The organism is Klebsiella sp. 54, assembly GCF_018223875.1.
Taxonomy (GTDB): Bacteria; Pseudomonadota; Gammaproteobacteria; order Enterobacterales; family Enterobacteriaceae; genus Klebsiella; species Klebsiella quasipneumoniae.
This window is the reverse complement of the sequence record NZ_JAGRRA010000001.1, coordinates 1-26,579: the sequence shown is the minus strand read 5'-3', so window position 1 is coordinate 26,579 and position 26,579 is coordinate 1. Positions and strand designations below refer to the sequence as shown.

Sequence of the window (26,579 nt, the reverse complement as noted above, 5' to 3'; positions counted from 1 at the left end):
TCATCTTTCCAAAAACCGGGAGAATAATGGATCGATTAAGCGCGATGGCGCTGCTGGTGAAAGTGACCGAGCTGGGGAGCATGTCGGCGGCGGCGCGGGCGCTGAATATGCCGTTGACCACCGTCAGCCGCCATATTGGCGAACTGGAGAGCGCGCTGGGGGTGCGCCTGCTGGCGCGAACCACCCGCAAACTGACGCTCACCGACGCCGGGGTCGATTATGTTGCCGCCGCGCAGCGGATCCTTGAGGAGGTGGAAAACGCCGAACGCCAGGCGACGGGCGAATATCAGGAGCCAAAGGGTGAGCTGGTGATCTCCGCGCCGACGATGTTTGGACGCCAGCACGTTCTTCCGGTAATCAGTGAATTTATCGCCCGCTACCCGCTAATTCGCGTCCGTTTGCTGCTCAGCGATCGTAACGCCGACCTGGTGGGCGACCATATCGATCTGGCGGTGCGGATTGGCGACCTGGCGGACAGCAGCATGGTGGCCACCCGCCTCGGCAGGATGCGCATTGTGGCCTGCGCCCATCCGGCGCTGCTGGCGAAATACGGCGAGCCGCAGCGGCCGCGCGATCTGGCGGCGCTGCCAATCATCCGCATTGAATCGCCGATGCCCTATCGCGGCTGGCGCTTTCGCGCCGCTGAGCGCGAGGACCAGCTAATTAATCTGCCGCCGGCGCTATCGGTCACCACGCCGGAGAGCGCTGCCGATGCCGCGCGGCTGGGGGTGGGCGTAGCTCGCTTACTGCACTATCAGGCGCTGGACGGCCTGCGACAGGGTGAGCTCCGTCTGCTGCTGGAACGCGTCGAGCCGGAACCGGCGCCGGTCCATTTGCTGTATACCGCGCGGGACCTGGCGCCGCTTAAGCTGCGAAAATTTATCGATTTTGCCGCGCCAGCGCTGCGTCAGGCGCTGCTGCGCATCGCCGGGGCCGCTTAGTGCGTCGCGGTCTTCAGCGGCGCCTCCTTTAACAGCCAGGAGAGGACAAACGCCACCGCCATAATGCCGGCCGCCATCAGGAACGCCGCATGGATCGCCGCGCCGAAGGCGTCGAGATAGTCGAGGCGGATATCCGCGGGCAGGTGCTGCACCGCCACCGGATTCATTCCCGGCGGCAGTACCGCGCCTTCCGGCAACAGCTTTTGCAGGTTGCTCTGCAGTACGTGTGTGAACACCGCGCCAAACAGCGCCACGCCGATGGAGCCGCCGATCGAGCGGAACAGGGTCACGCCGGAAGTGGCCACGCCGTACAGCTTCGCCGGCATCGCGTTCTGCACCGCCAGGACCAGCACCTGCATCACCAGCCCCAGACCCGCCCCCAGCACGCCGGTAAACAGGTACAGCTGCCACAGCGGCGAGTGAATGGTGATCCGGGTCAGCAGCACCATGCCGGTCACGCCAAGCAGGGTGCCGAGGATCGGAAACAGGCGATATTTACCGGTCCGGCTGATAATGCGCCCACTGATAACCGAGGTCAGCAGCAGGCCGCCCATCAGGGGGATCAGCTGCAGCCCGGCCTCGGTGGGGGTCGCCTCCTTCACCACCTGCAGATAGAGCGGCAGGAAGGTGACCGACCCGAACAGCGACATGCCGATGACGAAGCCGATCAGGCTGCACAGCAGGAAGCTGCGGTTGCGGAACAGCGACAGCGGAATAATCGGCTCGGCGGCCATCCGCTCTTCGTAGATAAAGCCGATGACACCCACGATGCCGAAGGCCAGAATGCACCACAGCTGCGGGTCATTCCAGGCATGGACGCTGCCCCCTTCCGAGGTAAACAGGATGATGCACAACAGCGCCATGCTGAGGTAAATCGCTCCCAGCCAGTCAATCTGATGCTGGCTGCGTTTACTGCTGCTGTGGAATACCGCGCCGATCACCAGCAGCGCGAAGAGGCCCAGCGGCAGATTGATGTAGAAGATCCAGCGCCAGGAGGCGTGTTGCACCAGAAAGCCGCCGATCAGCGGGCCGATCACCGTCGCCAGGCCAAAAACGCCGCCGAACAGACCCTGATAGCGGCCGCGGTTGGCGGGCGGGATGACGTCGGCCACCGCCGCCATGCTGATCACCATCAGGCCGCCGCCGCCGAGCCCCTGCAGGCCGCGCATCAGCACCAGCTGGGTCATGTTTTGCGCCAGCCCGCAGAGGGCGGAGCCGACGAGAAACAGCCCAATCGCCACCTGCAGCACGATTTTGCGACCGAACAGATCGCCGAATTTACCGTACAGCGGCACCGCGATGGTGGAGCTGAGGATATAGGCGGTGACCACCCAGGAAAGCTTGTCCAGCCCCCCCAGTTCGCCGACAATCGTCGGCAGCGCGGTGGAGACAATGGTCTGATCCAGCGCGGAGAGCAGCATCACCAACAGCAATGCGCTGAACAGCAGGCGTATCGACTGCACCGGTGGATTCGCGACTTGAGAAGTCATTACAACGCTCGCTTGAAATTAATTAAATGCATAATTAATATTTAGTGAAAGAATGAGTCGGGTCAAGAGATCGCCATATCATGACAGCACAAAAGGATCAGAATGCCCCCCGCCGCCCGGGGCGACCGCGTGGAAAAAAACCGGGTACCGCCAACCGCGAACAGCTGATGGACATCGCCCTGACGCTGTTTGCCCGCGACGGTGCGGCCCGCGTGTCGTTGAACGCCATCGCCAAAGAGGCCGGGGTAACGCCGGCGATGCTGCATTACTATTTCAGTTCGCGGGATGCGCTGGTGACGCAGCTGATTGAGGAGCGCTTTATGCCGCTGCGCAACCACATCAGCCGCATCTTTGTCGACCATCCGCAGGACCCGGTGCTGGCGCTGACGATGATGGTCGAAACGCTGGCGCATATGGCGGAGAAGAACACCTGGTTCGCGCCGCTGTGGATGCAGGAGATCATCGGCGAGATGCCGATCCTGCGTCAGCATATGGACGCCCGCTTCGGCGAGGAGCGTTTTCAGGTGATGCTGGAGGCAGTGCGCCGCTGGCAGCTGGAGGGCAAGATTAACCCGGCGCTGTCGCCGGAGCTGCTGTTTACCACGGTGATTAGCCTGGTGCTGGTGCCGTTTTCGCGCATCCACAGCGATCCGCGTTTACAGGCGGTCAACCGCCAGACCATCGTCAGCCACGCCCTGGCGTTGATGGGCCACGGCGTCGGGGGTTAAGCGCAGCCGCCGCCCGGCAAAAGCTTTTGTAGCCCGGATAAGGCGCCACGCGCCGCCATCCGGGATTTTCCCTGCTCGCGCTACGCTTAGCAGGGCTACCACTCCCGTGTTATGTCCGGGCAGATTGCGCTCCCGGTTGATCTTCTGCGTTATGTCTCTTATGGAGCAGGGAGCGCACAGGGGGCGGCCAGTCGCCGCCGCCCCCTGTACCCCCGGGCTCCGGCCAGCCAAAATCGCCGCTGCGCGGTGCCTTCGACTTATCCCTGCAGGCTTCGGGTCGGGCCGAGGCAGCGTCCATGCAAAACACGGCCCTCAGCCCGCATCCATGCGGGCTGCCCCGGCCTTCCGGGAACGTCTCAGCGATTTTGAGGCCGCCAGCACCGGCAGTTTCAGTCGCGCAAGTGGTTAAATTAACAACAGGTCGCACGAACCCCAGGACGGGTAAGGCGACAGGCTCCACCCGGCAAGAATACAGGTGACGTGCCTGATATCCTGCCCGGCGGCGCTGCGCTTGCCGGTCCTGGGTGGGGCGAAACTATGGGAGAACGGTGTAGGCCGGATAAGGCATTTATGCCGCCATCCGGCACAATCACAGGTACGGTACCTGACCGCCCGGCGATATCAGGATCGTTACAGCGCTTTCGACAAATAGTGACGCTGCATCCCCGCGTGCGGGAAGTCGGGCAGCGACATCTGCAGCTGATAGCCTAATTTCTGATAAAACGGCAGCGCCTGGAAGCTAAAGGTATCCACCAGCAGATGGCTGCAGCCCAGCGCCTGCGCCTGCCGCTCCGCCTCCTGCATCAGCTCGCTTCCCAGACCGCGTCCGCGGGTCGCCTCGCTGACCCACAGATACTCAATACACAGCCAGTTGCCTTTGCGTTTGGCAATCAGCCCGCCCTGCATCACCCCTTGTGCATCGCGGGAGTAAACCCCCAGATCGCCAAACTGCGCCGCATCAAGATACTGCTGATTATAGTGCCGCAGACCGGCGAATAATTCTTGTTGATCGTCGGGATTAATGCTTTTTGTAATGATTAACGCCATTAACTATCTCCAGTATCGCGATGCCGAATGGTTATTTTCCCTCTCCACTTTCACAAAAAATTCTTATTTTCTCCATGATTATTTGCCTTAATTTTTTGCGTTCTAAAAGTAAGCAAAAAAACCTTTCCATTATCGCGGCGGATCGTATAATGGCAAAAAATGAGAATGATCATTCTCACCACAAACCAGAGGAGATGCGCTTTTCACCTCCTGAAGGCCGAAGAGGTTGGCTTCAGCGGAGACACAATAACAATCACGTTCAGGAACATCTGTGTTCCTTTTTTGTCATTTTCGCTTAGCCGAAAATGCCTCAGCGCCCAACCTATTCCCTCGTTTTTAAATAAACGGGGCGGACGTCTTATATCTTGAGAAAATATAATGAAATACATCATAGCTCCCATCGCGACAGCATTATTTCTCCTTAGCGGATGCGATAATGCGCAGACATCTGCCCCGCAGCAACCCACGCCGGAAGTGGGCGTGGTCACTCTGCAAAGCCAGCCGGTTCCGGTAGTCAGCCAGCTCACCGGCCGCACCACCGCCTCGCTCAGCGCCGAAGTACGCCCGCAGGTGGGCGGCATCATCCAGAAGCGCCTGTTTACCGAAGGCGATATGGTGAAGGCCGGGCAGGCCCTTTACCAGATCGATCCCTCCAGCTATCGCGCGACCTGGAACGAAGCGGCGGCGGCGCTGAAACAGGCCCAGGCGCTGGTAGTCTCCGACTGCCAGAAGGCTCAGCGCTACGCGTCGCTGGTCCGGGATAACGGCGTCTCCCGCCAGGATGCCGACGACGCCGCCTCCACCTGCGCCCAGGACAAGGCCAGCGTGGAATCGAAGAAAGCGGCGCTGGAGAGCGCGCGCATCAACCTGAACTGGACCACCGTCACCGCGCCGATTGCCGGGCGTATCGGCATCTCGTCGGTCACGCCGGGGGCGCTGGTCTCCGCCGATCAGGATACCGCGCTGGCGACGATCCGCGGGCTCGACACCATGTATGTCGATCTGATGCGATCCAGCGTCGATCTCCTGCGCTTACGCAAACAAAGCCTGGCCAGCAACAGCGACACCCTCAGCGTGACGTTAACCCTGGAAGATGGCAGCACCTATCAGGAAAAAGGGCGTCTGGCGCTCACCGAAGTCGCCGTCGATGAATCCACCGGCTCGGTAACCCTGCGCGCTATCTTCCCCAACCCACAGCACGTCCTGTTGCCGGGGATGTTTGTTCGCGCGCGCATCGATGAAGGCATCATGAACGACGCGATCCTCGCCCCGCAGCAGGGGATTACCCGCGATGCCAAAGGCAACGCCACGGCGCTGGTGGTCGATGCCGACAACAAAGTTGCGCAGCGCGCCGTGGAAACCGGCGACACCTACGGCGATAAATGGCTGGTGCTGAGCGGCCTGAAAGCGGGCGACAAGCTGATCGTCGAAGGCACCGGTAAAGTGGCCCCTGGCCAGACGGTGAAGGCCGTTGCCGTCAACAATAACGGAGGCAACGCCTGATGTTCTCCCGTTTCTTCGTGCGTCGCCCAGTCTTTGCCTGGGTGATCGCCATTCTGATTATGCTCGCCGGCGTGCTGGCGATCCGCACCCTACCGGTGGGCCAGTATCCGGACGTCGCCCCGCCGGCGGTGAAAATCTCCGCCACCTATACCGGCGCCTCTGCCGAAACCCTGGAGAACAGCGTCACCCAGGTCATCGAGCAGCAGCTTACCGGCCTCGACCATCTGCTCTACTTCAGCTCTACCAGCAGCTCCGACGGCTCGGTCAGCATCACCGTCACCTTTGAGCAGGGGACCGACCCGGACACCGCCCAGGTGCAGGTGCAGAACAAAGTCCAGCAGGCGGAATCGCGGCTGCCGAGCGAAGTCCAGCAGTCCGGCGTGACGGTGGAAAAATCGCAGAGCAGCTTCCTGCTGATCCTCGCGGTGTATGACAAAACCGACCGCGCCACCAGCTCCGATATCTCCGACTGGCTGGTCAGCAACCTGCAGGACCCGCTGGCGCGCGTGGAGGGCGTCGGCAGCCTGCAGGTGTTCGGCGCCGAATACGCGATGCGCGTCTGGATGGACCCGACCAAACTCGCCTCCTACTCGCTGATGCCTTCCGACGTCCAGTCGGCGATTGAGGCGCAGAACGTGCAGGTCTCCGCCGGTAAAATCGGCGCCCTGCCGTCGTCCAGCGCCCAGCAGCTGACCGCCACCGTACGCGCGCAGTCGCGGCTGCAAACCCCCGATCAGTTCAAAGCGATCATCGTGAAAAGCCAGGCCGACGGCTCGGTGGTGCGCCTGAGCGATGTCGCGCGGGTGGAGATGGGCAGCGAGGATTATACCGCTACCGCCAATCTGAACGGCCATCCGGCCGCCGGGATCGCGGTGATGATGGCCCCCGGCGCCAACGCGCTGGATACCGCGACCCTGGTGAAAAGCAAGATCGCCGAATTCCAGCGTCAGATGCCGCAGGGCTACGATATCGCCTATCCGAAGGACAGCACCGAGTTTATTAAAATTTCGGTCGAGGACGTGATTCAGACCCTGTTCGAAGCGATCGTTCTCGTGGTCTGTGTGATGTATCTGTTCCTGCAGAATTTCCGCGCGACGCTCATTCCGGCAGTGGCGGTGCCGGTGGTGCTGCTCGGCACCTTCGGGGTGCTGGCGCTGTTCGGCTACTCGATTAACACCCTGACGCTGTTCGCCATGGTGCTGGCGATCGGCCTGCTGGTGGACGACGCCATCGTGGTGGTGGAGAACGTCGAGCGCATTATGCGCGACGAAGGGTTGCCCGCCCGCGAAGCCACCGAAAAATCGATGGGCGAAATCTCCGGCGCGCTGGTGGCGATTGTCCTGGTGCTGTCGGCGGTGTTCCTGCCGATGGCCTTCTTCGGCGGCTCGACCGGGGTCATTTATCGCCAGTTCTCGGTGACCATTATCTCAGCGATGATGCTGTCGGTGGTGGTGGCCCTGACCCTCACCCCGGCGCTGTGCGGCGCGCTGCTCAGCCACTCCAGGCCTCATACCAAAGGGTTCTTCGGCGCGTTTAACCGCCTGTGGGGGCGTACGGAAGCGGGCTACCAGCGCCGCGTGCTCGGCGGCCTGCGCCGGGGCGCGGTGATGATGGGCGCTTACGTCCTGATTTGCGGGGCGATGGCGCTGGCGATGTGGAAACTGCCGGGCAGCTTCCTGCCGGTGGAGGACCAGGGCGAGATCATGGTCCAGTACACCCTGCCCGCCGGGGCCACTGCGGTGCGCACCGCCGAGGTGCGCCGCCAGGTAACCAACTGGTTCCTGACGAAAGAGAAAGCCAATACCAACGTCATTTTCACCGTCGACGGCTTCAGCTTTAGCGGCAGCGGTCAGAACGCCGGGATGGCCTTCGTGTCGCTGAACAACTGGTCGCAGCGCAAAGGCGACGACAATACCGCCCAGGCCATCGCCCTGCGCGCCAACAAAGAACTTGGGGCGATCCGCGACGCCACCCTGTTCGCCATGACGCCGCCATCGGTGGACGGCCTTGGGCAAAGTAACGGCTTCACTTTCGAGCTGATGGCCAGCGGCGGTACCGACCGCGACAGCCTGATGAAGCTGCGCAGTCAGCTACTGGCGGCGGCCAACCAGAGCGGCGAGCTGCAGTCGGTGCGCGCCAACGACCTGCCGCAGATGCCGCAGCTGCAGGTGAATATCGATAACAACAAAGCGGTCTCGCTGGGGCTGTCGCTGAGCGACGTGACCGATACGCTCTCCAGCGCCTGGGGCGGCACCTACGTGAATGACTTTATCGATCGCGGCCGGGTGAAGAAGGTCTATATCCAGGGCGAGAGCGACGCGCGCGCGGTGCCCTCCGACCTTGGCAAATGGTTCGTTCGCGGCAGCGATAACAGCATGACGCCGTTCTCCGCCTTCGCCACCACCCACTGGCAATACGGCCCGGAAAGCCTGGTGCGCTACAACGGCTCCGCCGCCTTTGAGATCCAGGGCGAAAACGCCGCCGGCTTCAGCTCCGGCGCGGCGATGGACAAGATGGAAAAGCTGGCCGACAGCCTGCCGGCGGGCTCCACCTGGGCGTGGAGCGGCATTTCGCTGCAGGAAAAGCTGGCCAGCGGCCAGGCGATGAGCCTGTACGCCATTTCGATTCTGGTGGTGTTCCTGTGCCTGGCGGCGCTGTATGAGAGCTGGTCGGTGCCGTTCTCGGTGATCATGGTCATCCCGCTCGGCCTGCTCGGCGCGGCGCTGGCGGCGACGCTGCGCGGCTTAAGCAACGATGTTTACTTCCAGGTGGCGCTGCTGACCACCATCGGCCTGTCGTCGAAGAACGCCATCCTGATCGTCGAGTTCGCTGAATCCGCCGTGGATGAGGGGTATTCGCTCTCCCGGGCGGCGATCCGCGCCGCGCAGACCCGTCTGCGCCCCATTGTCATGACCTCGCTGGCGTTTATCGCCGGGGTGCTGCCGCTGGCCGTCGCCACCGGCGCCGGGGCCAACAGCCGCGTGGCGATCGGCACCGGCATCATCGGCGGCACCCTGACGGCCACCCTGCTGGCGGTGTTCTTTGTGCCGCTGTTCTTCGTGCTGGTGAAACGCTTCTTCACCCGCCAACGTCCTTCTCAGGAGTAAAGTATGTTTCGTTTGAGTTTTATGTTTATCGCGCTCCTGACCGCGGGCTGCGTCTCGCTTGACCCGCATTATGATCGCCCGGCCGCGCCGGTGCCGGCCACCCTGCCCGGGGCGCACGGCGAATCGACGGCGGTGGTGGGCGACTGGCAGAAAGTGGTCAATGACGCGCGGCTGAAAAAAGTGGTCAGTATCGCGCTGAACAGCAACCGCGATGTGCAAAAGGCGCTGGCCGATATCGAGGCCGCGCGCGCCCAGTACGGCGAGACGCGGGCGTCGCTGTTTCCCACTGTCGATGCCGAGCTGAGCCATACCCGCAGCAAAACGGTGGCCAGCGGCCTGAGCTCAACTTCGCAGGCCGACGGCGCGGTCTCCAGCTTCGAGCTGGATCTGTTTGGCAAGAACCAGAGCCTGTCGCGCGCGGCGCGCGAAACCTGGCTTGCCAGCGAATTCACCGCGCAGAATACCCGACTGACGATGATTGCCGATTTGACCACCGCCTGGGTGACGCTGGCGACGGATAACAGCAATCTGGCGCTGGCGCAGCAGACCATGGACAGCGCAGCAAACTCGCGCAACATCGTCGCCCGCCAGATGGCGGTGGGCACCGCCTCCGCCGGCGATTTAAGCTCGGCGGAAAGCGTCTATCAGCAGGCGCGCGCCAGCGTCGCCAGCTACCGCACGCTGGTGGCGCAGGATAAAAACGCCATTAACCTGCTGGCGGGGGAAACCGTGCCGGAGAGCCTGCTGCCCGGCACCCTCGAAAGTCTGGGGGATAACAGCATCGCCCTGGTGCCGGCGGGGGTGTCGTCGTCGGTGCTGCTGCGCCGGCCGGATATACAGGAAGCGGAGCACAACCTGAAGAGCGCCAATGCCGATATCGGCGCGGCGCGGGCGAATTTCTTCCCGTCGATTTCCCTGACCGCCAGCGCCGGGGTCGGCAGCGACTCGCTGTCGTCACTGTTCAGCCACGGGATGCAGGTGTGGTCGTTCGCCCCCTCCATCAGCCTGCCGCTGTTCACCGGCGGCAGCAACCTGGCGCAGTTGCGCTATGCGGAAGCGGAGAAAAAGGGGCTGATCGCCACCTACGAGAAATCGATTCAGAGCGCCTTTAAGGACGTTGCCGATGCGCTGGCCCGCCGGGAAACGCTGAGCGAAGAGCTCGATGCCCAGCGGCAGTACGTCGCCGCCGAGCAGACCTCGCTGGATATCGCCATGAAGAGCTATCAGGCCGGGGTCGGCGATTATCTGTCGGTGCTTACGGCCCAGCGCACGCTGTGGTCGGCGAAGACGACGCTGCTGTCCCTGCAGCAGACCGACCTCAATAACCGGATCACCCTCTGGCAGTCGCTGGGCGGCGGCGCCAGTTAATTTCACCCGCCGGGCGGCCGCGCCCGGCTTCTGTAAGGAATCGTTATGCCACGTGTTTCCCTCTCCTGGGCGCTGATCCTCGGCCTGCTGTCGGGCATCGGCCCGCTGTGCACGGATTTTTATCTGCCGGCGCTGCCGGAGATAACTCAGCAACTGCAGGCCACCAGCACCCAGACCCAGCTGTCGCTGACCGCCGCGCTGATTGGCCTCGGTCTGGGTCAGCTGTTTTTCGGCCCGCTGAGCGACCGCATTGGCCGCCTGAAACCCCTGGCGCTGTCCCTGCTGCTGTTTATCTTCTCTTCGGCGATGTGCGCCCTGACAAGCGATATCAACATGCTGATTGTCTGGCGTTTTTTACAGGGCTTCGCCGGCGCCGGCGGTTCGGTGCTGTCGCGCTCCATCGCCCGCGATAAATACCAGGGCACCCTGCTGACCCAGTTTTTCGCCCTGCTGATGACGGTGAACGGCATTGCGCCGGTTCTGTCACCGGTGCTGGGCGGCTACGTGATCACCGCCTTCGACTGGCGAATTCTCTTCTGGACGATGGCCGCCATTGGCGGCGCGCTGCTGGTGATGAGCCTGACTATTCTGCGGGAAACGCGCCCGGCCGCGGCAACCAATGCGACCCGCCAGCGGCCCGGCCAGCCGGTGCTGAAGAATCGTCGTTTTCTACGCTTCTGCCTGATTCAGGCCTTTATGATGGCCGGACTGTTCTCCTACATCGGATCCTCTTCCTTCGTGATGCAGAGCGAATACGGCATGAGCGCCATGCAGTTCAGCCTGCTGTTCGGTCTGAACGGTATCGGGCTGATTATCGCGGCGATGATCTTTTCCCGTCTGGCGCGCCGCTTCAGCGCCGAAAGCCTGCTGCGCGGCGGCCTGACGCTGGCGGTGAGCTGCGCGGCGATCATGCTGCTGTTTGCCTGGCTGCAGCTGCCGGTGCTGGCGCTGGTCGGCCTGTTCTTTACCGTGTCGCTGATGAGCGGCATCAGCACCGTCGCCGGCGCGGAGGCGATGAGCGCCGTTGACGCCGCGCAGTCCGGGACCGCGTCCGCGCTGATGGGCACCCTGATGTTTGTCTTCGGCGGCATCGCCGCGCCGCTGGCGGGCCTCGGTGGCGAAACGATGCTGAAAATGAGCCTCGCGATGGCGATCTGCTACCTGCTGGCGCTGCTAATGGGCCTCAGCCAGTCGCGCAGCGCGCGCTAAACGCCAGGTGCGGTAATAAAATATTCCACCTTTATTACCGCACCATTTCCCGCCATCTCTACCATTCTCGTATTATTCTCCGCGTACTAATCGTGATACTCTTCACAGGCAAGGAATAAATAATTCCTTATACTGCGCACGACTGAGAATAACGAGGTTTCTATGAGTATCGACCTGAGCAAACTGCTGACCGAGCGACGCAACGCCAACAGCGCCAACATTGACACCCTTTCCACCCTTGAGATGCTGACGGTGATAAACCAGGAAGACCAGCAGGTGGCCCAGGCGATTACGCCCTATCTGCCGCAGATTGCCGAGGTGGTGGATAAGGTCGCGACGGCGCTGCAGGCCGGTGGCCGCTTGATTTATATCGGCGCGGGCACCTCAGGGCGTCTGGGGATCCTCGATGCCAGCGAATGCCCACCGACCTTCGGCACCCGCCCGGAGCAGGTGGTGGGGATCATCGCCGGCGGACATAAAGCGATTCTCAGCGCCGTGGAAAACGTGGAAGACAACAAAGCGCAGGGGGCGATGGATCTGCAGAACCTGAACTTCAGCCACCGCGATGTGCTGGTGGGGCTGGCGGCCAGCGGACGCACGCCGTACGTCATTGGCGCCATGGAGTATGCCCATCGCCAGAATGCCTTTGTCGCCATCGTCAGCTGTAACCCGCATGGCGAAATGGCCCAGTTGGCGGACGTCGCCATCACCCCGGTCGTCGGCCCGGAGGTGGTGACCGGCTCGACCCGCCTGAAAGCCGGCACCGCGCAGAAGCTGGTGCTGAACATGATCTCCACCGGGGCGATGATCCGCGTCGGCAAGGTCTACAGCAACCTGATGGTCGACGTCGAAGCGACAAACGCCAAGCTGATTGAGCGCCAGGTTTCCATCGTGATGGAGGCGACCGACTGCGATCGCCCCGCCGCCCAGAAGGCGCTGGAGGCCTGCGGCCGCCACTGTAAAACCGCGATCGTGATGGTGCTGGCGGGCTTAAGCGCCGAAGAGGCGCAGTCGCTGCTGGCAAAAAACAACGGCTATATCCGCAAGGCGCTCAGCAACACCTGAGCGCCGACAGACAGGTAACGGGCAATGGCAAAAATAACGAAAGAGATGATAGCGCGGATCCTCGCCCACGTGGGCGGCGCCGCAAACGTCGCGCAGGCGGGCAACTGCATGACGCGCCTGCGCTTGACCCTGCGCGATGAAGGGCTGGCCGACACCACCGCCATCCGCCAGATTGACGGCGTGATGGGGGTGATCGTCAGCGACGAGCAGTTCCAGGTAGTGCTCGGCCCCGGCAAAGCGCAAACCGCCGCCGAGATGATGAACGGCCTGCTGGAGGAGGCCCCCGCCGCGCCGTCGCTGGCCGATGTCGCGGCGGAGAGAAAACAGGCGCTGAAGGGCAAGCAGACCAGCGCGGTGCAGAAGTTTCTCGCCAAATTCGCCACCATCTTTACGCCGCTAATCCCCGGCTTTATCGCCGTCGGGCTGCTGCTGGGCTTCGCCACCCTGGCGGAACAGGTTTTCGTGCTGGAGAACGCCCATCCGAACGCCAGCCTGGTGGCGCTGATTGGCTATATGAAGGTCTTCAGCAAAGGGATGTTCACCTTCCTGAGCATCCTGATTGGCTATAACGCGCAGAAGGCGTTCGGCGGCTCCGGCGTGAACGGCGCGATTATCGCCTCGCTGTTCGTGCTGGGCTACAACCCGGAGGCGACCAGCGGCTTCTACGCCGGCATTTCCACCTTCTTCGGCCATGGCATCGATCCGCGCGGCAATATCATCGGCGTACTGATCGCCGCTATCCTTGGCGCGTGGGTTGAACGCCAGGTGCGGCGGGTGATGCCGGCCAACCTCGATATGATCCTCACCTCGGCGGTGACGCTGCTGATCATGGGCGCGGTGACCTTTACGGTGATCATGCCGATTGGCGGCTGGTTGTTTACCGGCATGTCGTGGTTGTTCCTGCATCTTAATGGCAATCCGTTTGGCTCGGCGGTGCTGGCCGGTCTGTTCCTGCTGGCGGTGATGTTCGGCGTCCATCAGGGGTTTGTCCCGGTCTATTTTGCGCTGGTGGATGCCCAGGGCTTTAACTCGCTGTTCCCGATCCTGGCGATGGCCGGGGCCGGGCAGGTGGGGGCGGCGCTGGCGCTGTTCTGGCGGGCGAAGCGCGATTCGCTGCTGCGAACCCAGATTAAGGGGGCGATTATTCCGGGCTTCCTCGGGATTGGCGAGCCGCTAATCTACGGCGTCACCTTGCCGCGGATGAAGCCGTTTGTTACCGCCTGCCTCGGCGGCGCCTGCGGCGGCTTCTTCGTCGGGCTGATCGCCTGGCTGGGGCTGCCGGTCGGCCTGAACACCGTATTCGGTCCGTCCGGGCTGGTGGCGCTGCCGCTGATGACCTCCGGCAGCGGGATTTACGCCGGGATGGCGGTTTACGCAGGCGGACTGGCGGTCTCCTACCTGTGCGGCTTTGTGCTCACCTGGCTGTTCGGCAGTAAAAATGTCGATTTAAGCTAGAACGCGATTGTCGGGTCATGCCCGGCGGCGACTTCGACTTCCCGGGCCTGCAAAATCGTTACCCCGCCGCGGCCAACTACCATTTCCTGCCCCGCCGCCCGGGCGGGCGCATGCTATGATTCCCCTTTGTCACATTTCACCAGAGGAAAAGATGGGCTCCAGCAAAAAAGGGATGCTGAACGTACTGATTGCCGCCGTGCTGTGGGGCAGTTCCGGGGTATGCGCGCAGTTTATTATGCAGGAAAGCCAGATGTCGTCGCCGTTTCTGACCATGACGCGTCTGCTGTTCGCCGGGCTGATCCTGCTGATGCTCGGCTTTGTTCACGGCGACCGCATTTTCCGCGTGCTGCAAAACCGCCGCGACGCCGTCAGCCTGCTGTTTTTCTCGCTGTTTGGCGCGTTAACCGTGCAGTTCACCTTTCTGATGACCATTGAAAAATCGAATGCCGCCACGGCCACGGTGCTGCAGTTCCTGTCCCCGACGATCATCGTCGCCTGGTTCGCCCTCGCCCGCAAAGCGCGCCCCACTCCGTTGGTGCTGGGGGCTATCTGCACCTCGCTGGCGGGCACCTTTCTGCTGGTAACCCACGGCAACCCGACGACGCTGTCGATTTCGCCGGCGGCGCTGTTCTGGGGGATCGCCTCGGCGTTTGCCGCCGCGTTTTATACCACCTATCCCTCGACGCTAATTGCCCGCTACGGGACGCTGCCGATCGTCGGCTGGAGTATGTTGTTCGGCGGTGCGATGCTGCTGCCGTTTTACGGCGGCCAGGGCACCGATTTTGTGGTGAACGGCAGCCTGCTGTTAGCTTTTTTCTACCTGGTGGTGATCGGTACTTCGCTGACATTCAGCCTTTATCTTAACGGCGCGCAGAAGATTGGCGGCGCCAAAGCGGGGATCCTCAGCTGCGCCGAACCGCTGAGCAGCGCCCTGCTGTCGCTCCTGCTGCTGGGGATCACCTTCACGCTGCCGGACTGGCTGGGCACTCTGCTGATCCTGGCGTCGGTGGTGCTGATCGCTATCGACTCGCGGCGGCGGGTGAGAGCCGCCTGAGGCGATGATAACAAACGCCTTTTCAATAAGTTAAATTAACCGCTATTTGCGTGTTTTCCCACCTGCGCATATAGTTGACGGAAGCGATTACGGAAGGAGAAGCCTGATGAAAGCATGTTGGATGGTATGCCTGGTCACCGCCCTGAGCGCCACGTCGGCGTGGGCCGAATCACCGCTGCAAAGCCTGCAGTTCGAGCAGCAAAAGCAGCAGGTGCTCAAAGCGGTGAAGGAAAAATGCGCGCCAGCAAGCCACCTCAGCGACAACGATTTTGCCAATAAAGTGCTGGCGACCGACGGCAACAAGAACGCGGTCCGCGAAGCGACGCTGGCGAAAGAGCGCAATAACCAAAAAAGCTACCAGGCCGCAATCGACAAAATCGTCTGTCCGGCCAAATAGCGGTTATTTCAGCCTGGCGACCAGCGTTTTCCAGTCAAACGGCGTCAGCTGCCTGTAGCTAAGGCTACGGGCGGCCATCTGCTCCGGAAGCTGGCGCTGGCTTTTCGCGATCGCCTCGCTCATTATCCCGGCGCTCCCCACATCACGCAGGGTTTTTACCACCTCTTCCATCTCTTCGCTGCGCCGAACGCCATGTTCCGCCACCCGGCTGATCAGATAGTCGGGAAACGCGCCTGTCCAGCCCAGAGACGGGAAACTATGATGCAAGGAGCTAAGCACCTCCTCCTCGACGCCATATTCACGGGCCGCGAACAGGCATTCTGTGGTGAGCGCTTCAAGACCTTTGATCATCACGCTACGGCACATTTTTATCGCCGACACCTGGCCCACCGTACTGGCGCCATAGCGGGCATTCAGCCCCAGCCCCTGCAGACGCGGCGCGATCGCCTCCGCCTGCGGCCCGCCGATCAATAACGGTGTCTGCAATCGAGCCGGCGGCACCGGCGCCATCACCGCGACATCAATGTAGGCGCCGGGCAGAAAATGTTCAGCTGCCTGCCGTTTCGTTTCCGGCGCCACGGAGTTGAGATCGAGGAAATATTGCCCCGGCTGCAGCAGCGCGGCGGCCTGCTGCGCGACCTTTAGCGCCTCACCGGCGGTCACAGTAGAAAAAATCAGCGCGGCGCTCTCCAGCGCCTGCGCCAGCGAACTCCCCGCCTGAACGCGCGAATCACCGGCTTTCCTGACCATTGCCTCTCGCTCCGGGCCATTGAGCTTGCAATCCCATATGGTCACCGCATGCTCACGGGCCAGATCTGCCGCCAGAATGCCACCCGCCTCGCCAAAACCAATAAACGCGATTGTCGTCATCATTACTCCTCACGCGGCCAGACGCGGGCCGGAATAAAAACTTCGCCAGCAAACAGCAGTCGCGCCGTGCGTAACAGGCCGCAGCCTGTCAGGGCGCCGTCTGCGTCAAGCTGAAGCGTCACGCTAAATTCGCCTGTCGGATGCTCAACGCTGAGCAGCGACGTAGCGCCTGGCGCGACCTGCGCCATGCCCTGCGCGACGGATCCAGGAAGCAGACAGGCGCTGGCCACGCTCACCGCGCCAAATACGCCGATCGACGCGTGGCAGCGGTGCGGGATAAAGGTGCGGCTGCTGATGGCGCCGCCGTGTCGCGGCTCGGCGATCAGGGTCATCTTGGGCACCGTGCGCTGGCTGACGTCGCCAAGCTGCATCAGCGGCCCGGCCTGCAGGCGAATCGACTCCAGGCGACGTTTAAGCGCGTCGTCATTATCCAGCTGTTCGCGCGTCTCATAGCCGGTGCAACCGAGGTCGCACGCGCGCAGCAGGATCACCGGCATTCCGTTATCGATGCAGGTCACCTCGACGCCGTCAAAACGGTCACGGACCCGGCCGGTCGGCAGCAGTGTCCCGCAGCTGGAGCCTGCCACATCAAGAAAATGGAGCAGGATCGGGCTGGCGCTGCCCGGCACGCCATCGATACGACTCTCGCCGACGTAGTCGACCCCGTCGGCATCGCAGGGGATCTCTGCCACCGCCAGTTGCCCCGTGTTCTCCATATAAATACGCACGCGAGTGAGCGGCGCATCGTGGCGAATCAGCCCACGCTCGATGGCGAAAGGGCCAACGGCGGCAAGAATATTGCCGCAGTTTTGGCCGTAGTCCACAGAGGCCCCCGTCACGTTCACCTGGGCAAACAGATAGTCCACATCGGCGTCAGGCCGTGCGGAGCGGCGGATAATCGCCACTTTACTGGTCAGCGGATCGGCGCCGCCGATCCCGTCAATTTGCCGGGGATCAGGCGAGCCCATCACCGCCAGCAGCACCGCATCACGTTGCACCGGATCGGCAGGCAGATCGTCAGCCAGAAAACAGGCCGCCTTCGAGGTGCCGCCGCGCATCCATAGACAGGGAATTCCGCGTTGCGCCATCTTACTCCTCCACCTCATCTGCGCTGTCGTAATACCGCAGCCCCTTTTCCGCCAGACGCTGGCGCATCGCGTAAATATCCAGCCCCAGCTCGCCATGGCGCATCCGCTCACGCTTCGCAAGCTCATTGCTCATGCGTGCTTCCGCTTTATCAAGCACATCACGCACCTGGGCGTGAGGCAGCACCACGACGCCATCGTCGTCGGCCACCACGACATCGCCCGGCTGCACAAGCTGGCCTGCGCAAATCACCGGGACGTTAACCGAGCCGAGGCTCTCTTTCACCGTTCCCTGGGCATAAACCTGACGGGACCAGACGGCGAATCCCATCTCCCGCAACGTTTGCGAATCGCGAATGCCGATATCGCCCACCAGACCGACCACACCGCGCGATTGGAGAGACGTCGCCAGCAGATCGCCGAAGAAGCCATCGCCGCACGGCGACGTCGGGGCCACCACCAGAATATCGCCGGCGCGGCACTGCTCGACCGCAACATGAAACATCCAGTTGTCGCCTGGCGTCACCAGTACCGTGACCGCGTTGCCCGCCCGGCTGACGCCCTGCTGAATCGGACGGATTGCCGGCCCCATCAGCCCCTGGCGTGCCCAGGCTTCATGGAGCGTCGCCACCCCGGCCGCCTCACAGCGGCGCAAAACCGCCTCGTCATGGCGCGGCAGATGGCGGATCACAAGGCCTTTTTTATTTAACAGCTTCATGCCAGGTTCTCCGTTACGCGGGGGAAGATGCTCTGGAAGGCTTCGCCGTGAACGATATCGCGCGCGGCCGTGATGCCGATGTTGCGTTTGGCCTGCACTCCGCGCTGCAGCGCCACGCGGGTGTAGTACTCCCACAAATGCTCCTGGCCCTGCATACACTGAATGGCCTGATACTTTTTCTCCCAGACAGTGGTGATGTCCAGCAGCACATCAGGCTTCCAGTTGCACTGCTCCGGCTGGTGCGGTTCGAAACAGTAAACCGGGGGAGCAGCGACAATTTTCTCGCCGGGGCGATAGCCTTCTGCCTGAGCGATAATCCGAGCCTCCTGAGCCAGGTGGGAGGCCAGCGGGTGATCGTAGTTATAGGGATCCTGCAGCGAGTGCGTCAGAACAAAGTGGGGCTGGATACGGCGATACACATCCGCCAGACGAAACAGCGTCTCTTTATCGGCGCGCAGCGGATAGTCGCCGATATCAAAGAATTCGACGCTGGCGCCCAGGATCTCGGCGGCGGCCTGCGCCTCTTCGCGACGGACTTGCTTCACCGCCTCCTCGGTCATGTTGCCTTTACGCCACAGTTTGGCGGACTCGCCGCGCTCGCCAAAGGACAAACAGACCACATGGACCTGATAGCCCTGCAGGGCATGCAGGGCTATCGCACCGCCCGCGCGCCAGACGAAATCGGCCGAGTGGGCGCTGACGACAAGGGCACTTTTTTCGCTAACCGGATGAGACATGATGGCTTCCTCTGTTGTTTTTTTCAGCTTGTCATGTCCCGCCGTTGGAAGGTAATTCGTTAACTTGCGAAGGCTATGATTTTTATTTATGTTGTCGACTCACTCACTATTTCAGGCCTGACGAATAATGCTGAAGAGAAAGCACGATAAAATCATAAATATCATGCAGCTGCGCTTTTTTTGTCAGGTCGCGCTGCGCGGAAGCGTCTCGCGTGCTGCCGATGACTTATTCCGCACGCAGTCAGCGATAACCCGGGCTATCCGCGACCTTGAAGCCGCGTTGAACGTCACGCTGTTCGAACGCCATTACAGCGGCATGGTGCCCACCGAGTATGGCAAGTGCATCCTGCCGCGCGCCCGGCGGGCGATTGACGACCTGCAGGCCATCCCGGCGCTGTTGCAGAAGCACCATACCCGCACCAGCGGCCCGCTGGCGGACGCCGGTTGGCTGTTCAATACCCGCCGGTTAGCCATTTTTATTCAGCTCTATCACGTCAACCATACCCAAACCGTCGCGCAACAGTTGGGGATCACCCAGCCGGCGGTCAGCGCCGCGCTGAAGGTCCTGGAGAAAGGGGCGGATTCGGCGCTGTTTCGCCGAACGCCAGAAGGGGTGCGTCCCACGCCTGCCGCAGAACTGCTCTATCCCCCGGTGAGCAGAGCGCTCAACGAGCTGGAAAACATCTGGAGCGATCTCGCCGCCCGTCGCGGGGTGCTGGAGGGCACCGTGCGCATTGGCGCCCTGCCGCTGAGTCGCACCCGGCTACTGCCCTCCGCCATCGCCGCCTTTCTGGCCCAGCACCCGGGTATTACCCTCATGACCAATGAAAGTCCGTATGAGTCGCTGGTCGCCGATATGCGCGCAGGTAATATCGATTTTATTATCGGCGCCCTGCGTCAGGATGAAGATCTCCCGGACCTCTGTAGCGAGGCGTTATTCGAAGAGGATATGCTGATTTTACTGCGTAATAACCACCCGCTGCTGCGCCATCCGGATCCGCGCAGCCAGCTGGCGACAGCGCAATGGGTGCTGCCGCGCGCCAACGCGCCGGCGCGCCATTTGCTGGATAAGGCGTTTGTCACCCTGGGGCTGCCGCTGCCCCAGCCGACGGTGGAGACCGGGGATGCGGCGATGGTGCGAGGATTGCTGCAGGACTCCGACATGCTGGCGGCGGTTTCCGCCAGCCAGATGCGTTTTGAAACTGACAATGGGTTGCTCAGCGTGTTGCCGGTCCCCCTGCCCGATACCACCCGGCGTATCGGGCTGACGTTTCGCGCCGGCAGCCTACCCTCCCCGGCGACGCAGGCGCTGTTGCGTTTTATTTATCAGCAGGTTCAGGACGGGACTGTTTAACGTTTACCCGCCACCGAATAGGTTACCTGTTGGTTGCGCGTTTGCTGAAACGCCTCCAGCGTCTGCCCGCGCATCGCGGCGTAAATATGCAGGTTGGATACGCCGACCACCGCGCCCATTTTCTCCAGCAGGAAGAAACTGGCGCCATACTGAATCAATCCCCGCCAGTCGCGTGCGTTGAGCAACTGCTGTTCCTCCTCACTCAGTCCGGCTTCGACATAAAGCGACTGAGGCGACTGCAGAAAACGTTCGCGCCAGGCAGGCTCAATCAGCCGATGCAGGAAACGGTTAAGCCGCAAGCCATTCAGACTGCGCTCGTGGGTAAAAGGATAGGTTCCCGGCAGTTTCTCCACCCCGGCCAGCTGCTGCGCCATATGCTGGCGATGGCGCGTCAGGGTATCGACGGGGGGCAGGCGCGCATTGTTCTCAAGGATCAGCGTAGCGATACCGGTCATCGACGGCAGGTAATAGTCGCGCCAGGTTTCGGTGACATTGGCTGATAGCGCGCCGCGCATCACCAGCCACATGATCACCTCAGACCCTTCCATTCCCCCCAGCTCGGCATATTCGCCAAGGGTCATTTCGGTAAGCTTTTCCGGGTCATTAACCAGCATGTCAACAAACTGGGCATCCCAGTCGGGATTATTAAATCCGCAGCGCTCGCCATGAACCTGATGCGAGAGCCCGCCGGTCGCGACAATCGCCACATTGATATCTTCCGGGAAGCTTTCAATTGCCCGGCGCAGCGCCTGGCCGAGTCGGTAACAACGGCGCGCGCTCGGTACCGGAAATTGCAGCACGCCGATCTGTAACGGGATCACCGCCGTCGGCCACCCCTGCGCTTCATCCCAGGGCAACAGCGCCGAAAGCGGCGAGAAAAGGCCGTGGTCGAGCTTTTTATCCATAAAGAACGACATATCAAACTCATCGGCCATCAGGCTGGCGCCAATGTGCCTTGAGAGCGCCGCATTGCCCTGGACCGGCGGCAGACAGCGTGGTCCGCCGCCTTCATCGGCAACGTCATATTGACTATCGATTCCCAGCGTAAATGTCGAATAGTGATCGAAGAAAAAGGCGGTCACATGGTCATTAAAGATGTACACCAGCGCATCCGGTTTTTTCTCCTCCAGCCAGCGCTGCAGCGGTTCGAAGCTCTGGAAGATCGGCGACCATGCCGGGTCCTGCTGTTTATGATGATCGACCGCGAAGCCGATAGTCGGGGTATGAGAGACGGCGATACCGCCGAGAATGTTAGCCATCAGATAACTCCACTTATCGGTGTTCCAGGGGGGATGACAAAGCGTCCAGTTCTGCCTCTGTGAGTCGAGGCTTAGCGTGATTCATACGGTGCAACAAAATACAGGTCCCCGCCAGGCAGGCCGGCAGCGCAAGCACCAAAAAGATCGACGAGTGTCCCGGCACGGCCAGCATCAGCATCCCGCCCAGCGTGGAGCTGAGAATAGCCCCGGTACGGCCGATACCATGCATCCAGCTGACGCCGGTAGCACGGATCTCGGTTTGATAATAGGCTGGCGAATAGGCCTGCAGACCGTTCTGCGCGCCGTTAATGCACATCCCGCTGATAAAAATCAGCACCGACAGCGCCGCCGATCCGAAGTCCATCAACCCCTGGGACAACAGGCACAGGCAGCCAAGGAAATAGGTTGCCGCAATCACCGCTTTCGCCGAAGCACGATCCATCAGCATACCGACAAGGATCCCGCCCAGCGGGCCGCCGAGCTGGAACAAGCCGGTCATCATCGCCGCCTGCTGCAGCGACAGCCCGCCGGAGCGGAGAATGGTTGGCAGCCAGCCGTTCAGCAGATATATCACGAACAGCCCCATAAAATAGGTCAGCCACAGCGCTATCGTGCCGCGGGCATAGCCATGCCGAAACAGCTGCGCCACTTTACTGCTCCGCGTGATGGGCGGCGCATTCAGCTGGAAGACGGTGTCAGCCGTAAACTGGCCTCCAAGCCGGTTAAGCGCCCTGGCGATCTGCTCGCCCGGTAGTCGGCGCGCCACCATGCTCATCGCCGACTCCGGCAACATCACGATCATAAAGGGAAGCACCACGAGCGGCAGCACGCCGCCAAAAATCAGCGCCGAGTGCCAGCTGTAATGCGATAACAACCCGGCAGCGATAAAGCCGCCGAGGCCGGAACCCACGTTGAATCCGCTGTACATCAGGGTGATCATCACCCCTTTACGCCGCTCCGGCATATATTCCGCCACCAGCGTGACGCAATTGGGCATCACGGCGCCAAGTCCGAGGCCGGTGAGAAAGCGCAGCAGCGCCAGCTGCGACGGGCTTTGCGCCACGGCGCCGGCCAGGCTGAACAGCGCAAACAGCGCCACCGACCAGAGTAAAATGCGTTTTCGGCCGTAGCGGTCAGAAAGCGGGCCCGCCACCAGCGCGCCAATGGCGACGCCGAACATAGCCGCCCCAAGAATCGGCCCCATTTCAGCCCGGCTGATGCCCCAGTCCTCGATGAGCGCCGGGGCGACAAAGCCCATCACCGCAGCGTCATACCCATCCAGCATAATGATGATGAAACAGAGCAGCAGCACGTTCCATTGAAAGCGCGAGACCGGGCGGGCATCTATCCACGCTTTCACATCGACAACGTTCATGTGATTCATAGGGTGACTTCCTCAAGCAGGCGGTACGAATGTTCTGGTTAGTGTTTTTTTTGAGTGGAACTTTCGTACTCAACTTAAGGCAGGTCACGCAGGCTGTCCGGTTCGAAAACCCGGGGACAGATATGAGTTTTATTTATAATGTGAGGGATACGACAAAAAACAGCCAATAAAAAACCCGCAGCCAACGGCGGCGGGTCAGGGCAAGAGCGACGATCAGTGCTTTGGAATAATTAAATCGCCGCGCAGCGGGCTGCCGCCCGGGTTGTCCGTTTTCTCGGTCAGCCAGTTGACGATCCGCGACGCCATCGCGTCCATGGAATATTCAATCGCCGGGATAGTCGGGATTCCGGGCAGCTGTAACGATCCGGCGAGGCTAAACACCATCACATTTTGCGGAACGGCGCGGTTAAACGCCTGCAGCTGCGGGACCACGCGCTGCGCCTGCAGCTCATCGCTCACCAGCAGCGCGTTAAAGTTCAGCGTCGTGGCGTTATTGACCAGCTCCTGCACCGCCACCGACGGCGAGGTGTTATCCAGAAACACCAGATTGCGATTAAACGGCAAAAAGTTTTTTTCCAGCGCATGCTTGTAGCCCAGCAGCACCTGATCGGCAAAGCCGCTGCTCTGCGGATGGATCAGCGCAATCTGCCTTCTGCCCTGGCTTATCAGATAGTGGCAGGCGGTTTCGGCGGCGAAGGCGTGATCGAACTGAATGCTGTTTTCGCCCTCGCTGTCGAGGCAGTCCACCAACACCACGTCCGGGCGGTTAATATTCAGAGGAAAACGCGCGCCGATGATCAGCACGTTATCGCACAGCCCGCAGGTTAACTCCTCCAGCGAGTTCATCACGCCGCTGCTGGTGTTGGCGAAGCGCAGCAGCAGGTGCTTCTGGTGCTGGCTGAGCTGTTTTTCCAGGGCGTAGAGATAGCTGGTGGTTTGATTGATATTGTCCTGGGCGCAGATGACGCCGATGCAGCCGGTGGACTGGCTAAGCAACGACTGGGCTATCATGTTTGGCCGGTAATTGAGCGCCTCCGCCGCCTGCAGCACCGCCTGACGACTGGCTTCCTTCACGCCACGTGAGCCGCTCAACACTCGCGACACCGTGGCTTTAGAAACCCCGGCAAGTCGTGAAACATCATTGATTGTCGACATCATTTTCCCCTGCGCGGGCGCCGCGTCCCGCCAAAATCCTGTAAACCTGAATCGCTTCAATTATGACCAGCGCAGTATATCCATTTCGCCATTTTTTTGGAAACCGATTTTCCATTTCAGCGCAAAACATCGCCAAATCGACAGAATAATGTGAGCCAAATCCAATAAATCCGCCCCATAAGCAGGAGATCTTGACCACTATCACAGTTCTGCTTTTTATAAATGGAAACCGGTTTCCGTCTGATATCAAATCATCCACGCAATAACTTTTTACATTTTGAGGATGGTCGTCGATGTACAAGATTATGCTGTGCTGCTCTGCCGGAATGTCCACCAGTCTGCTGGTCAGAAAGATGGTGGAGGCGGCGAATGAACGTGATCTGCCGGTGCAGATTGACGCCTATGGCGTTTCCGAATTTGACATCCAGTTTCCGCAGTATCAGGTGGTGTTGCTAGGCCCCCAGGTAAAATACATGTTGAAAACCCTGTCTGACAAAGCGGCTCCCCTGAACATTCCCGTTCAGCCCATCGATACGATGGACTACGGTATGCAGCGGGGAGACAACGTCCTGAATTATGCTCTGTCGCTGATCCCAGCGGCGCACTGAGAGGTGTTGAAATGAGTTCTCTGTATCAGTCCATGATTGCCGTGATCGAGCAATCTATTACTCCGCTGGCAGGACGCCTTGGGCAGCAGAAATATGTTATCGCTATCCGCGATGGCTTCACTGCCGCATTGCCGTTTATGATCATCGGCTCTTTCATGCTGGTATTTATCTTTCCGCCGTTTTCACCCGAGACCACCAACGGCTTTGCCCGCGGCTGGCTCGATTTCTCCCAGCACTACCGCGAACAGCTGATGCTGCCGTTTAACCTCAGCATGGGCGTAATGACCTTCTTTATCTCGGTCGGCATTGGCGCCAGCCTCGGTCGTCAGTTTCAGCTGGATCCGGTGATGTCCGGTCTGCTGGCGTTTATGGCCTTCCTGCTGGTCGCCGCGCCCTATGCCGATGGAAAAATTTCCACTCAGTATCTGTCCGGCCAGGGCATTTTTACCGCCCTCATCACCGCCATCTACTCCACCCGCGTCTACGCGTGGCTGAAGCAAAACAACATCACCATTCGACTGCCGAAAGAGGTACCGACCGGCGTCGCTCGTTCGTTTGAAATCCTTATCCCGGTGCTGGTGGTGATTGGTACTTTGCATCCGCTGAACCTGTTTATCGAAGCGCAGACCGGGATGATCCTGCCGCAGGCGATCATGCATCTGCTGGAGCCGCTGGTTTCCGCCTCCGACTCGCTGCCGGCTATTTTGCTCTCCGTCCTGATGTGCCAGATTTTCTGGTTCGCTGGGATCCACGGCTCGCTGATTGTCACCGGTATTATGAACCCGTTCTGGATGGCTAACCTCTCGGCAAACCAGGCGGCGCTGGCGGCCGGCACGGTGTTACCGCACGTCTATCTGCAGGGCTTCTGGGATCACTATCTGCTGATTGGCGGCGTCGGTTCAACCCTACCGCTGGCCTTCCTGCTGCTGCGTAGTCGGGCCACGCATCTGCGCACCATCGGCAAGATGGGCATCGTGCCGAGCTTCTTTAATATCAACGAGCCGATCCTGTTCGGGGCGCCGATCATCATGAACCCGATGATGTTTATCCCCTTCGTCTGCGTACCGATGGTCAACGCGGTGCTGGCTTACGGCGCGACGCGTCTTGGCTGGCTGAGCCAGGTGGTGTCCCTCACTCCGTGGACCACGCCGGCACCGATTGGCGCCTCGTGGGCGGCCAACTGGACACTGAGCCCGGTAGTGATGTGCCTTATCTGCATGGTGATGTCGGCGGTCATTTACCTGCCGTTCCTGCGCGCCTATGAACGTTCCTTAATGAAAACCGAAGTTGAGAAAACCAAAAATAGCGTTCCGGTGGCAGAAACCGTTAGCTAATTCCTCTCCGCCCCGGAGAGATAATATGATGGCAGCGTAATAATGCAGAAAAAGGACTTTCACTGCATTATTAAATAATAAAGACCTCAGGAATACACATGATTGAATTAGAAGATGCGGTAATGGAAATTATCGTTAATGCGGGACAGTCACGCTCATTATGTTTTGAAGCGCTACATGCGGCCCGAACCGGAAATATCGACGAAGCGCGTTTACTGTTAAATGAAGCCGACGGTTACGCCCGTCGGGCGCATCAGATGCAGACCCAGCTCATCGAGCAGGATGCCGGTGAAGCGCGTCAGCCTATGACGCTGATTATGGTACATGCCCAGGATCATCTGATGAATTCGCTGCTGGCCCGCGAGTTCTCAGAAGAATTAATCCATCTGTACCAGCGTTAATGAATATGGAATAACGCCTGCGAGAATATTATTCTCCGGCGTCGCTGCACCCTAAAAAACAAATCAGCTTATTTTGGCTATATATTTTAGCCAGAATGGGATGGTTATTATCTGAAATATATTAATTATTAAAGCGAGATAACCATGAATACTGTGAAAAAACTGCCTTTAGCCATGGCGGTTGTCGCCGTGCTGTGCCCAATTTCCGTAATGGCGCAAGAATTTACTCAGGAACAGATCGACGCCATCGTCGCCAAAGCCGTTGATAAAGCGCTGGCCGAACGCCAGGCGAAAATCGACGCCGCGGCCG

26 protein-coding genes and 1 pseudogene are annotated in these 26,579 nt (G+C 60.7%); 16 read left to right on the top strand and 11 right to left on the bottom strand.

What is annotated here, in order from left to right; genetic code table 11:
- Positions 1–26: 26 nt before the first annotated feature.
- Entirely contained in the window at positions 27–941 is a 915-nt protein-coding gene (locus KHQ24_RS00130) for a LysR substrate-binding domain-containing protein (RefSeq protein WP_180250168.1), read from the top strand.
- On the opposite strand, the gene KHQ24_RS00125 is transcribed toward KHQ24_RS00130, so the two are convergent.
- Positions 938–2,431, bottom strand: coding sequence for an MDR family MFS transporter (locus KHQ24_RS00125; RefSeq protein WP_032456746.1), 1,494 nt, complete (start codon positions 2,429–2,431; stop codon positions 938–940). The two genes, KHQ24_RS00130 and KHQ24_RS00125, sit on opposite strands and share 4 nt — an antisense overlap.
- 80 nt (positions 2,432–2,511) lie before the next feature.
- Between KHQ24_RS00125 and KHQ24_RS00120 the strand changes: the two genes are divergently transcribed.
- Complete coding sequence (locus KHQ24_RS00120) at positions 2,512–3,159, top strand: TetR/AcrR family transcriptional regulator (RefSeq protein ID WP_032456747.1); 648 nt, start codon at positions 2,512–2,514, stop codon at positions 3,157–3,159.
- A 630-nt stretch (positions 3,160–3,789) separates the two neighbouring features.
- On the opposite strand, the gene KHQ24_RS00115 is transcribed toward KHQ24_RS00120, so the two are convergent.
- Positions 3,790–4,206 carry a GNAT family N-acetyltransferase gene (locus KHQ24_RS00115; protein WP_004205120.1) on the bottom strand — a complete coding sequence of 139 codons (417 nt, stop codon included), beginning with the start codon at positions 4,204–4,206 and terminating at the stop codon, positions 3,790–3,792.
- Here KHQ24_RS00115 and KHQ24_RS00110 point away from each other — a divergent pair.
- Positions 4,181–4,297 (top strand): hypothetical protein, encoded by a 117-nt coding sequence (locus KHQ24_RS00110; protein WP_032431163.1) that lies wholly within the window; start codon positions 4,181–4,183, stop codon positions 4,295–4,297. The two genes, KHQ24_RS00115 and KHQ24_RS00110, sit on opposite strands and share 26 nt — an antisense overlap.
- On the opposite strand, the gene KHQ24_RS00105 is transcribed toward KHQ24_RS00110, so the two are convergent.
- Positions 4,257–4,379, bottom strand: coding sequence for a hypothetical protein (locus KHQ24_RS00105; RefSeq protein ID WP_032426094.1), 123 nt, complete (start codon positions 4,377–4,379; stop codon positions 4,257–4,259). The genes KHQ24_RS00110 and KHQ24_RS00105 overlap by 41 nt on opposite strands.
- A gap of 205 nt (positions 4,380–4,584) precedes the next feature.
- On the opposite strand from KHQ24_RS00105, the gene eefA reads away from it, so the two are divergent.
- The 8 genes from eefA (at position 4,585) to KHQ24_RS00065 (ending at position 15,364) form a co-directional block, all read left to right on the top strand.
- A complete protein-coding gene (gene eefA / locus KHQ24_RS00100; RefSeq protein ID WP_211777072.1) occupies positions 4,585–5,709 on the top strand; it encodes a multidrug efflux RND transporter periplasmic adaptor subunit EefA in 1,125 nt (374 codons plus the stop codon).
- Positions 5,709–8,816 (top strand): multidrug efflux RND transporter permease subunit EefB, encoded by a 3,108-nt coding sequence (gene eefB / locus KHQ24_RS00095; RefSeq protein WP_211777071.1) that lies wholly within the window; start codon positions 5,709–5,711, stop codon positions 8,814–8,816. Before eefA ends, eefB begins: the two co-directional genes overlap by 1 nt.
- Before the next feature lie 3 nt (positions 8,817–8,819).
- A complete protein-coding gene (gene eefC / locus KHQ24_RS00090; protein WP_004205125.1) occupies positions 8,820–10,184 on the top strand; it encodes a multidrug efflux RND transporter outer membrane subunit EefC in 1,365 nt (454 codons plus the stop codon).
- A 45-nt stretch (positions 10,185–10,229) separates the two neighbouring features.
- Positions 10,230–11,393 carry a multidrug effflux MFS transporter gene (locus KHQ24_RS00085; RefSeq protein WP_060656552.1) on the top strand — a complete coding sequence of 388 codons (1,164 nt, stop codon included), beginning with the start codon at positions 10,230–10,232 and terminating at the stop codon, positions 11,391–11,393.
- 162 nt (positions 11,394–11,555) lie between these two features.
- Positions 11,556–12,458 (top strand): N-acetylmuramic acid 6-phosphate etherase, encoded by a 903-nt coding sequence (gene murQ, locus KHQ24_RS00080; protein WP_048293921.1) that lies wholly within the window; start codon positions 11,556–11,558, stop codon positions 12,456–12,458.
- A 24-nt stretch (positions 12,459–12,482) separates the two neighbouring features.
- Positions 12,483–13,913: a PTS N-acetylmuramic acid transporter subunit IIBC gene (gene murP, locus KHQ24_RS00075; protein WP_119620988.1), complete on the top strand. Its 1,431-nt coding sequence runs from the start codon at positions 12,483–12,485 to the stop codon at positions 13,911–13,913.
- Between the two features lie 151 nt (positions 13,914–14,064).
- On the top strand, positions 14,065–14,967 hold the full coding sequence (locus tag KHQ24_RS00070) for a DMT family transporter (protein WP_004205129.1): 903 nt from the start codon (positions 14,065–14,067) through the stop codon (positions 14,965–14,967).
- 106 nt (positions 14,968–15,073) lie between these two features.
- On the top strand, positions 15,074–15,364 hold the full coding sequence (locus tag KHQ24_RS00065) for a YicS family protein (protein WP_002923120.1): 291 nt from the start codon (positions 15,074–15,076) through the stop codon (positions 15,362–15,364).
- Between the two features lie 3 nt (positions 15,365–15,367).
- Here KHQ24_RS00065 and KHQ24_RS00060 read toward each other — a convergent pair whose 3' ends face one another.
- From KHQ24_RS00060 to galB, 4 genes are read right to left on the bottom strand one after another with little or no spacing between them, the layout of a single operon-like run.
- Complete coding sequence (locus KHQ24_RS00060; RefSeq protein ID WP_023319368.1) at positions 15,368–16,234, bottom strand: NAD(P)-dependent oxidoreductase; 867 nt, start codon at positions 16,232–16,234, stop codon at positions 15,368–15,370.
- Between the two features lie 2 nt (positions 16,235–16,236).
- Positions 16,237–17,322, bottom strand: a complete 1,086-nt coding sequence (locus KHQ24_RS00055) for a 4-oxalomesaconate tautomerase (RefSeq protein WP_117131853.1) — start codon at positions 17,320–17,322, stop codon at positions 16,237–16,239.
- Position 17,323: 1 nt separating this feature from the next.
- On the bottom strand, positions 17,324–18,037 hold the full coding sequence (locus tag KHQ24_RS00050; protein ID WP_017900182.1) for a 4-carboxy-4-hydroxy-2-oxoadipate aldolase/oxaloacetate decarboxylase: 714 nt from the start codon (positions 18,035–18,037) through the stop codon (positions 17,324–17,326).
- Complete coding sequence (galB, locus tag KHQ24_RS00045) at positions 18,034–18,774, bottom strand: 4-oxalmesaconate hydratase (RefSeq protein ID WP_004205133.1); 741 nt, start codon at positions 18,772–18,774, stop codon at positions 18,034–18,036. Before galB ends, KHQ24_RS00050 begins: the two co-directional genes overlap by 4 nt.
- A gap of 127 nt (positions 18,775–18,901) precedes the next feature.
- Between galB and KHQ24_RS00040 the strand changes: the two genes are divergently transcribed.
- A complete protein-coding gene (locus tag KHQ24_RS00040; RefSeq protein WP_017900183.1) occupies positions 18,902–20,128 on the top strand; it encodes a LysR family transcriptional regulator in 1,227 nt (408 codons plus the stop codon).
- On the opposite strand, the gene KHQ24_RS00035 is transcribed toward KHQ24_RS00040, so the two are convergent.
- From KHQ24_RS00035 to KHQ24_RS00020, 4 genes are all read right to left on the bottom strand, one after another.
- Positions 20,125–21,387, bottom strand: coding sequence for a gallate dioxygenase (locus tag KHQ24_RS00035; RefSeq protein ID WP_211777070.1), 1,263 nt, complete (start codon positions 21,385–21,387; stop codon positions 20,125–20,127). The genes KHQ24_RS00040 and KHQ24_RS00035 overlap by 4 nt on opposite strands.
- Before the next feature lie 13 nt (positions 21,388–21,400).
- Positions 21,401–22,771 (bottom strand): MFS transporter, encoded by a 1,371-nt coding sequence (locus KHQ24_RS00030; protein WP_004205140.1) that lies wholly within the window; start codon positions 22,769–22,771, stop codon positions 21,401–21,403.
- A gap of 213 nt (positions 22,772–22,984) precedes the next feature.
- Positions 22,985–23,926, bottom strand: coding sequence for a LacI family DNA-binding transcriptional regulator (locus KHQ24_RS00025; protein ID WP_004205142.1), 942 nt, complete (start codon positions 23,924–23,926; stop codon positions 22,985–22,987).
- Positions 23,910–24,125: a hypothetical protein gene (locus tag KHQ24_RS00020; RefSeq protein WP_128316240.1), complete on the bottom strand. Its 216-nt coding sequence runs from the start codon at positions 24,123–24,125 to the stop codon at positions 23,910–23,912. Before KHQ24_RS00020 ends, KHQ24_RS00025 begins: the two co-directional genes overlap by 17 nt.
- Before the next feature lie 94 nt (positions 24,126–24,219).
- Here KHQ24_RS00020 and KHQ24_RS00015 point away from each other — a divergent pair, with 94 nt between their 5' ends.
- The 4 genes and pseudogenes from KHQ24_RS00015 to KHQ24_RS24360 form a co-directional block, all read left to right on the top strand.
- On the top strand, positions 24,220–24,534 hold the full coding sequence (locus KHQ24_RS00015) for a PTS sugar transporter subunit IIB (protein ID WP_023319372.1): 315 nt from the start codon (positions 24,220–24,222) through the stop codon (positions 24,532–24,534).
- 11 nt (positions 24,535–24,545) lie between these two features.
- Entirely contained in the window at positions 24,546–25,868 is a 1,323-nt protein-coding gene (locus KHQ24_RS00010; RefSeq protein WP_004205144.1) for a PTS sugar transporter subunit IIC, read from the top strand.
- A 98-nt stretch (positions 25,869–25,966) separates the two neighbouring features.
- Positions 25,967–26,269, top strand: coding sequence for a PTS lactose/cellobiose transporter subunit IIA (locus KHQ24_RS00005; RefSeq protein WP_004205145.1), 303 nt, complete (start codon positions 25,967–25,969; stop codon positions 26,267–26,269).
- 144 nt (positions 26,270–26,413) lie between these two features.
- Positions 26,414–26,579, top strand: a pseudogene (locus tag KHQ24_RS24360) (putative porin); the annotation flags it as partial.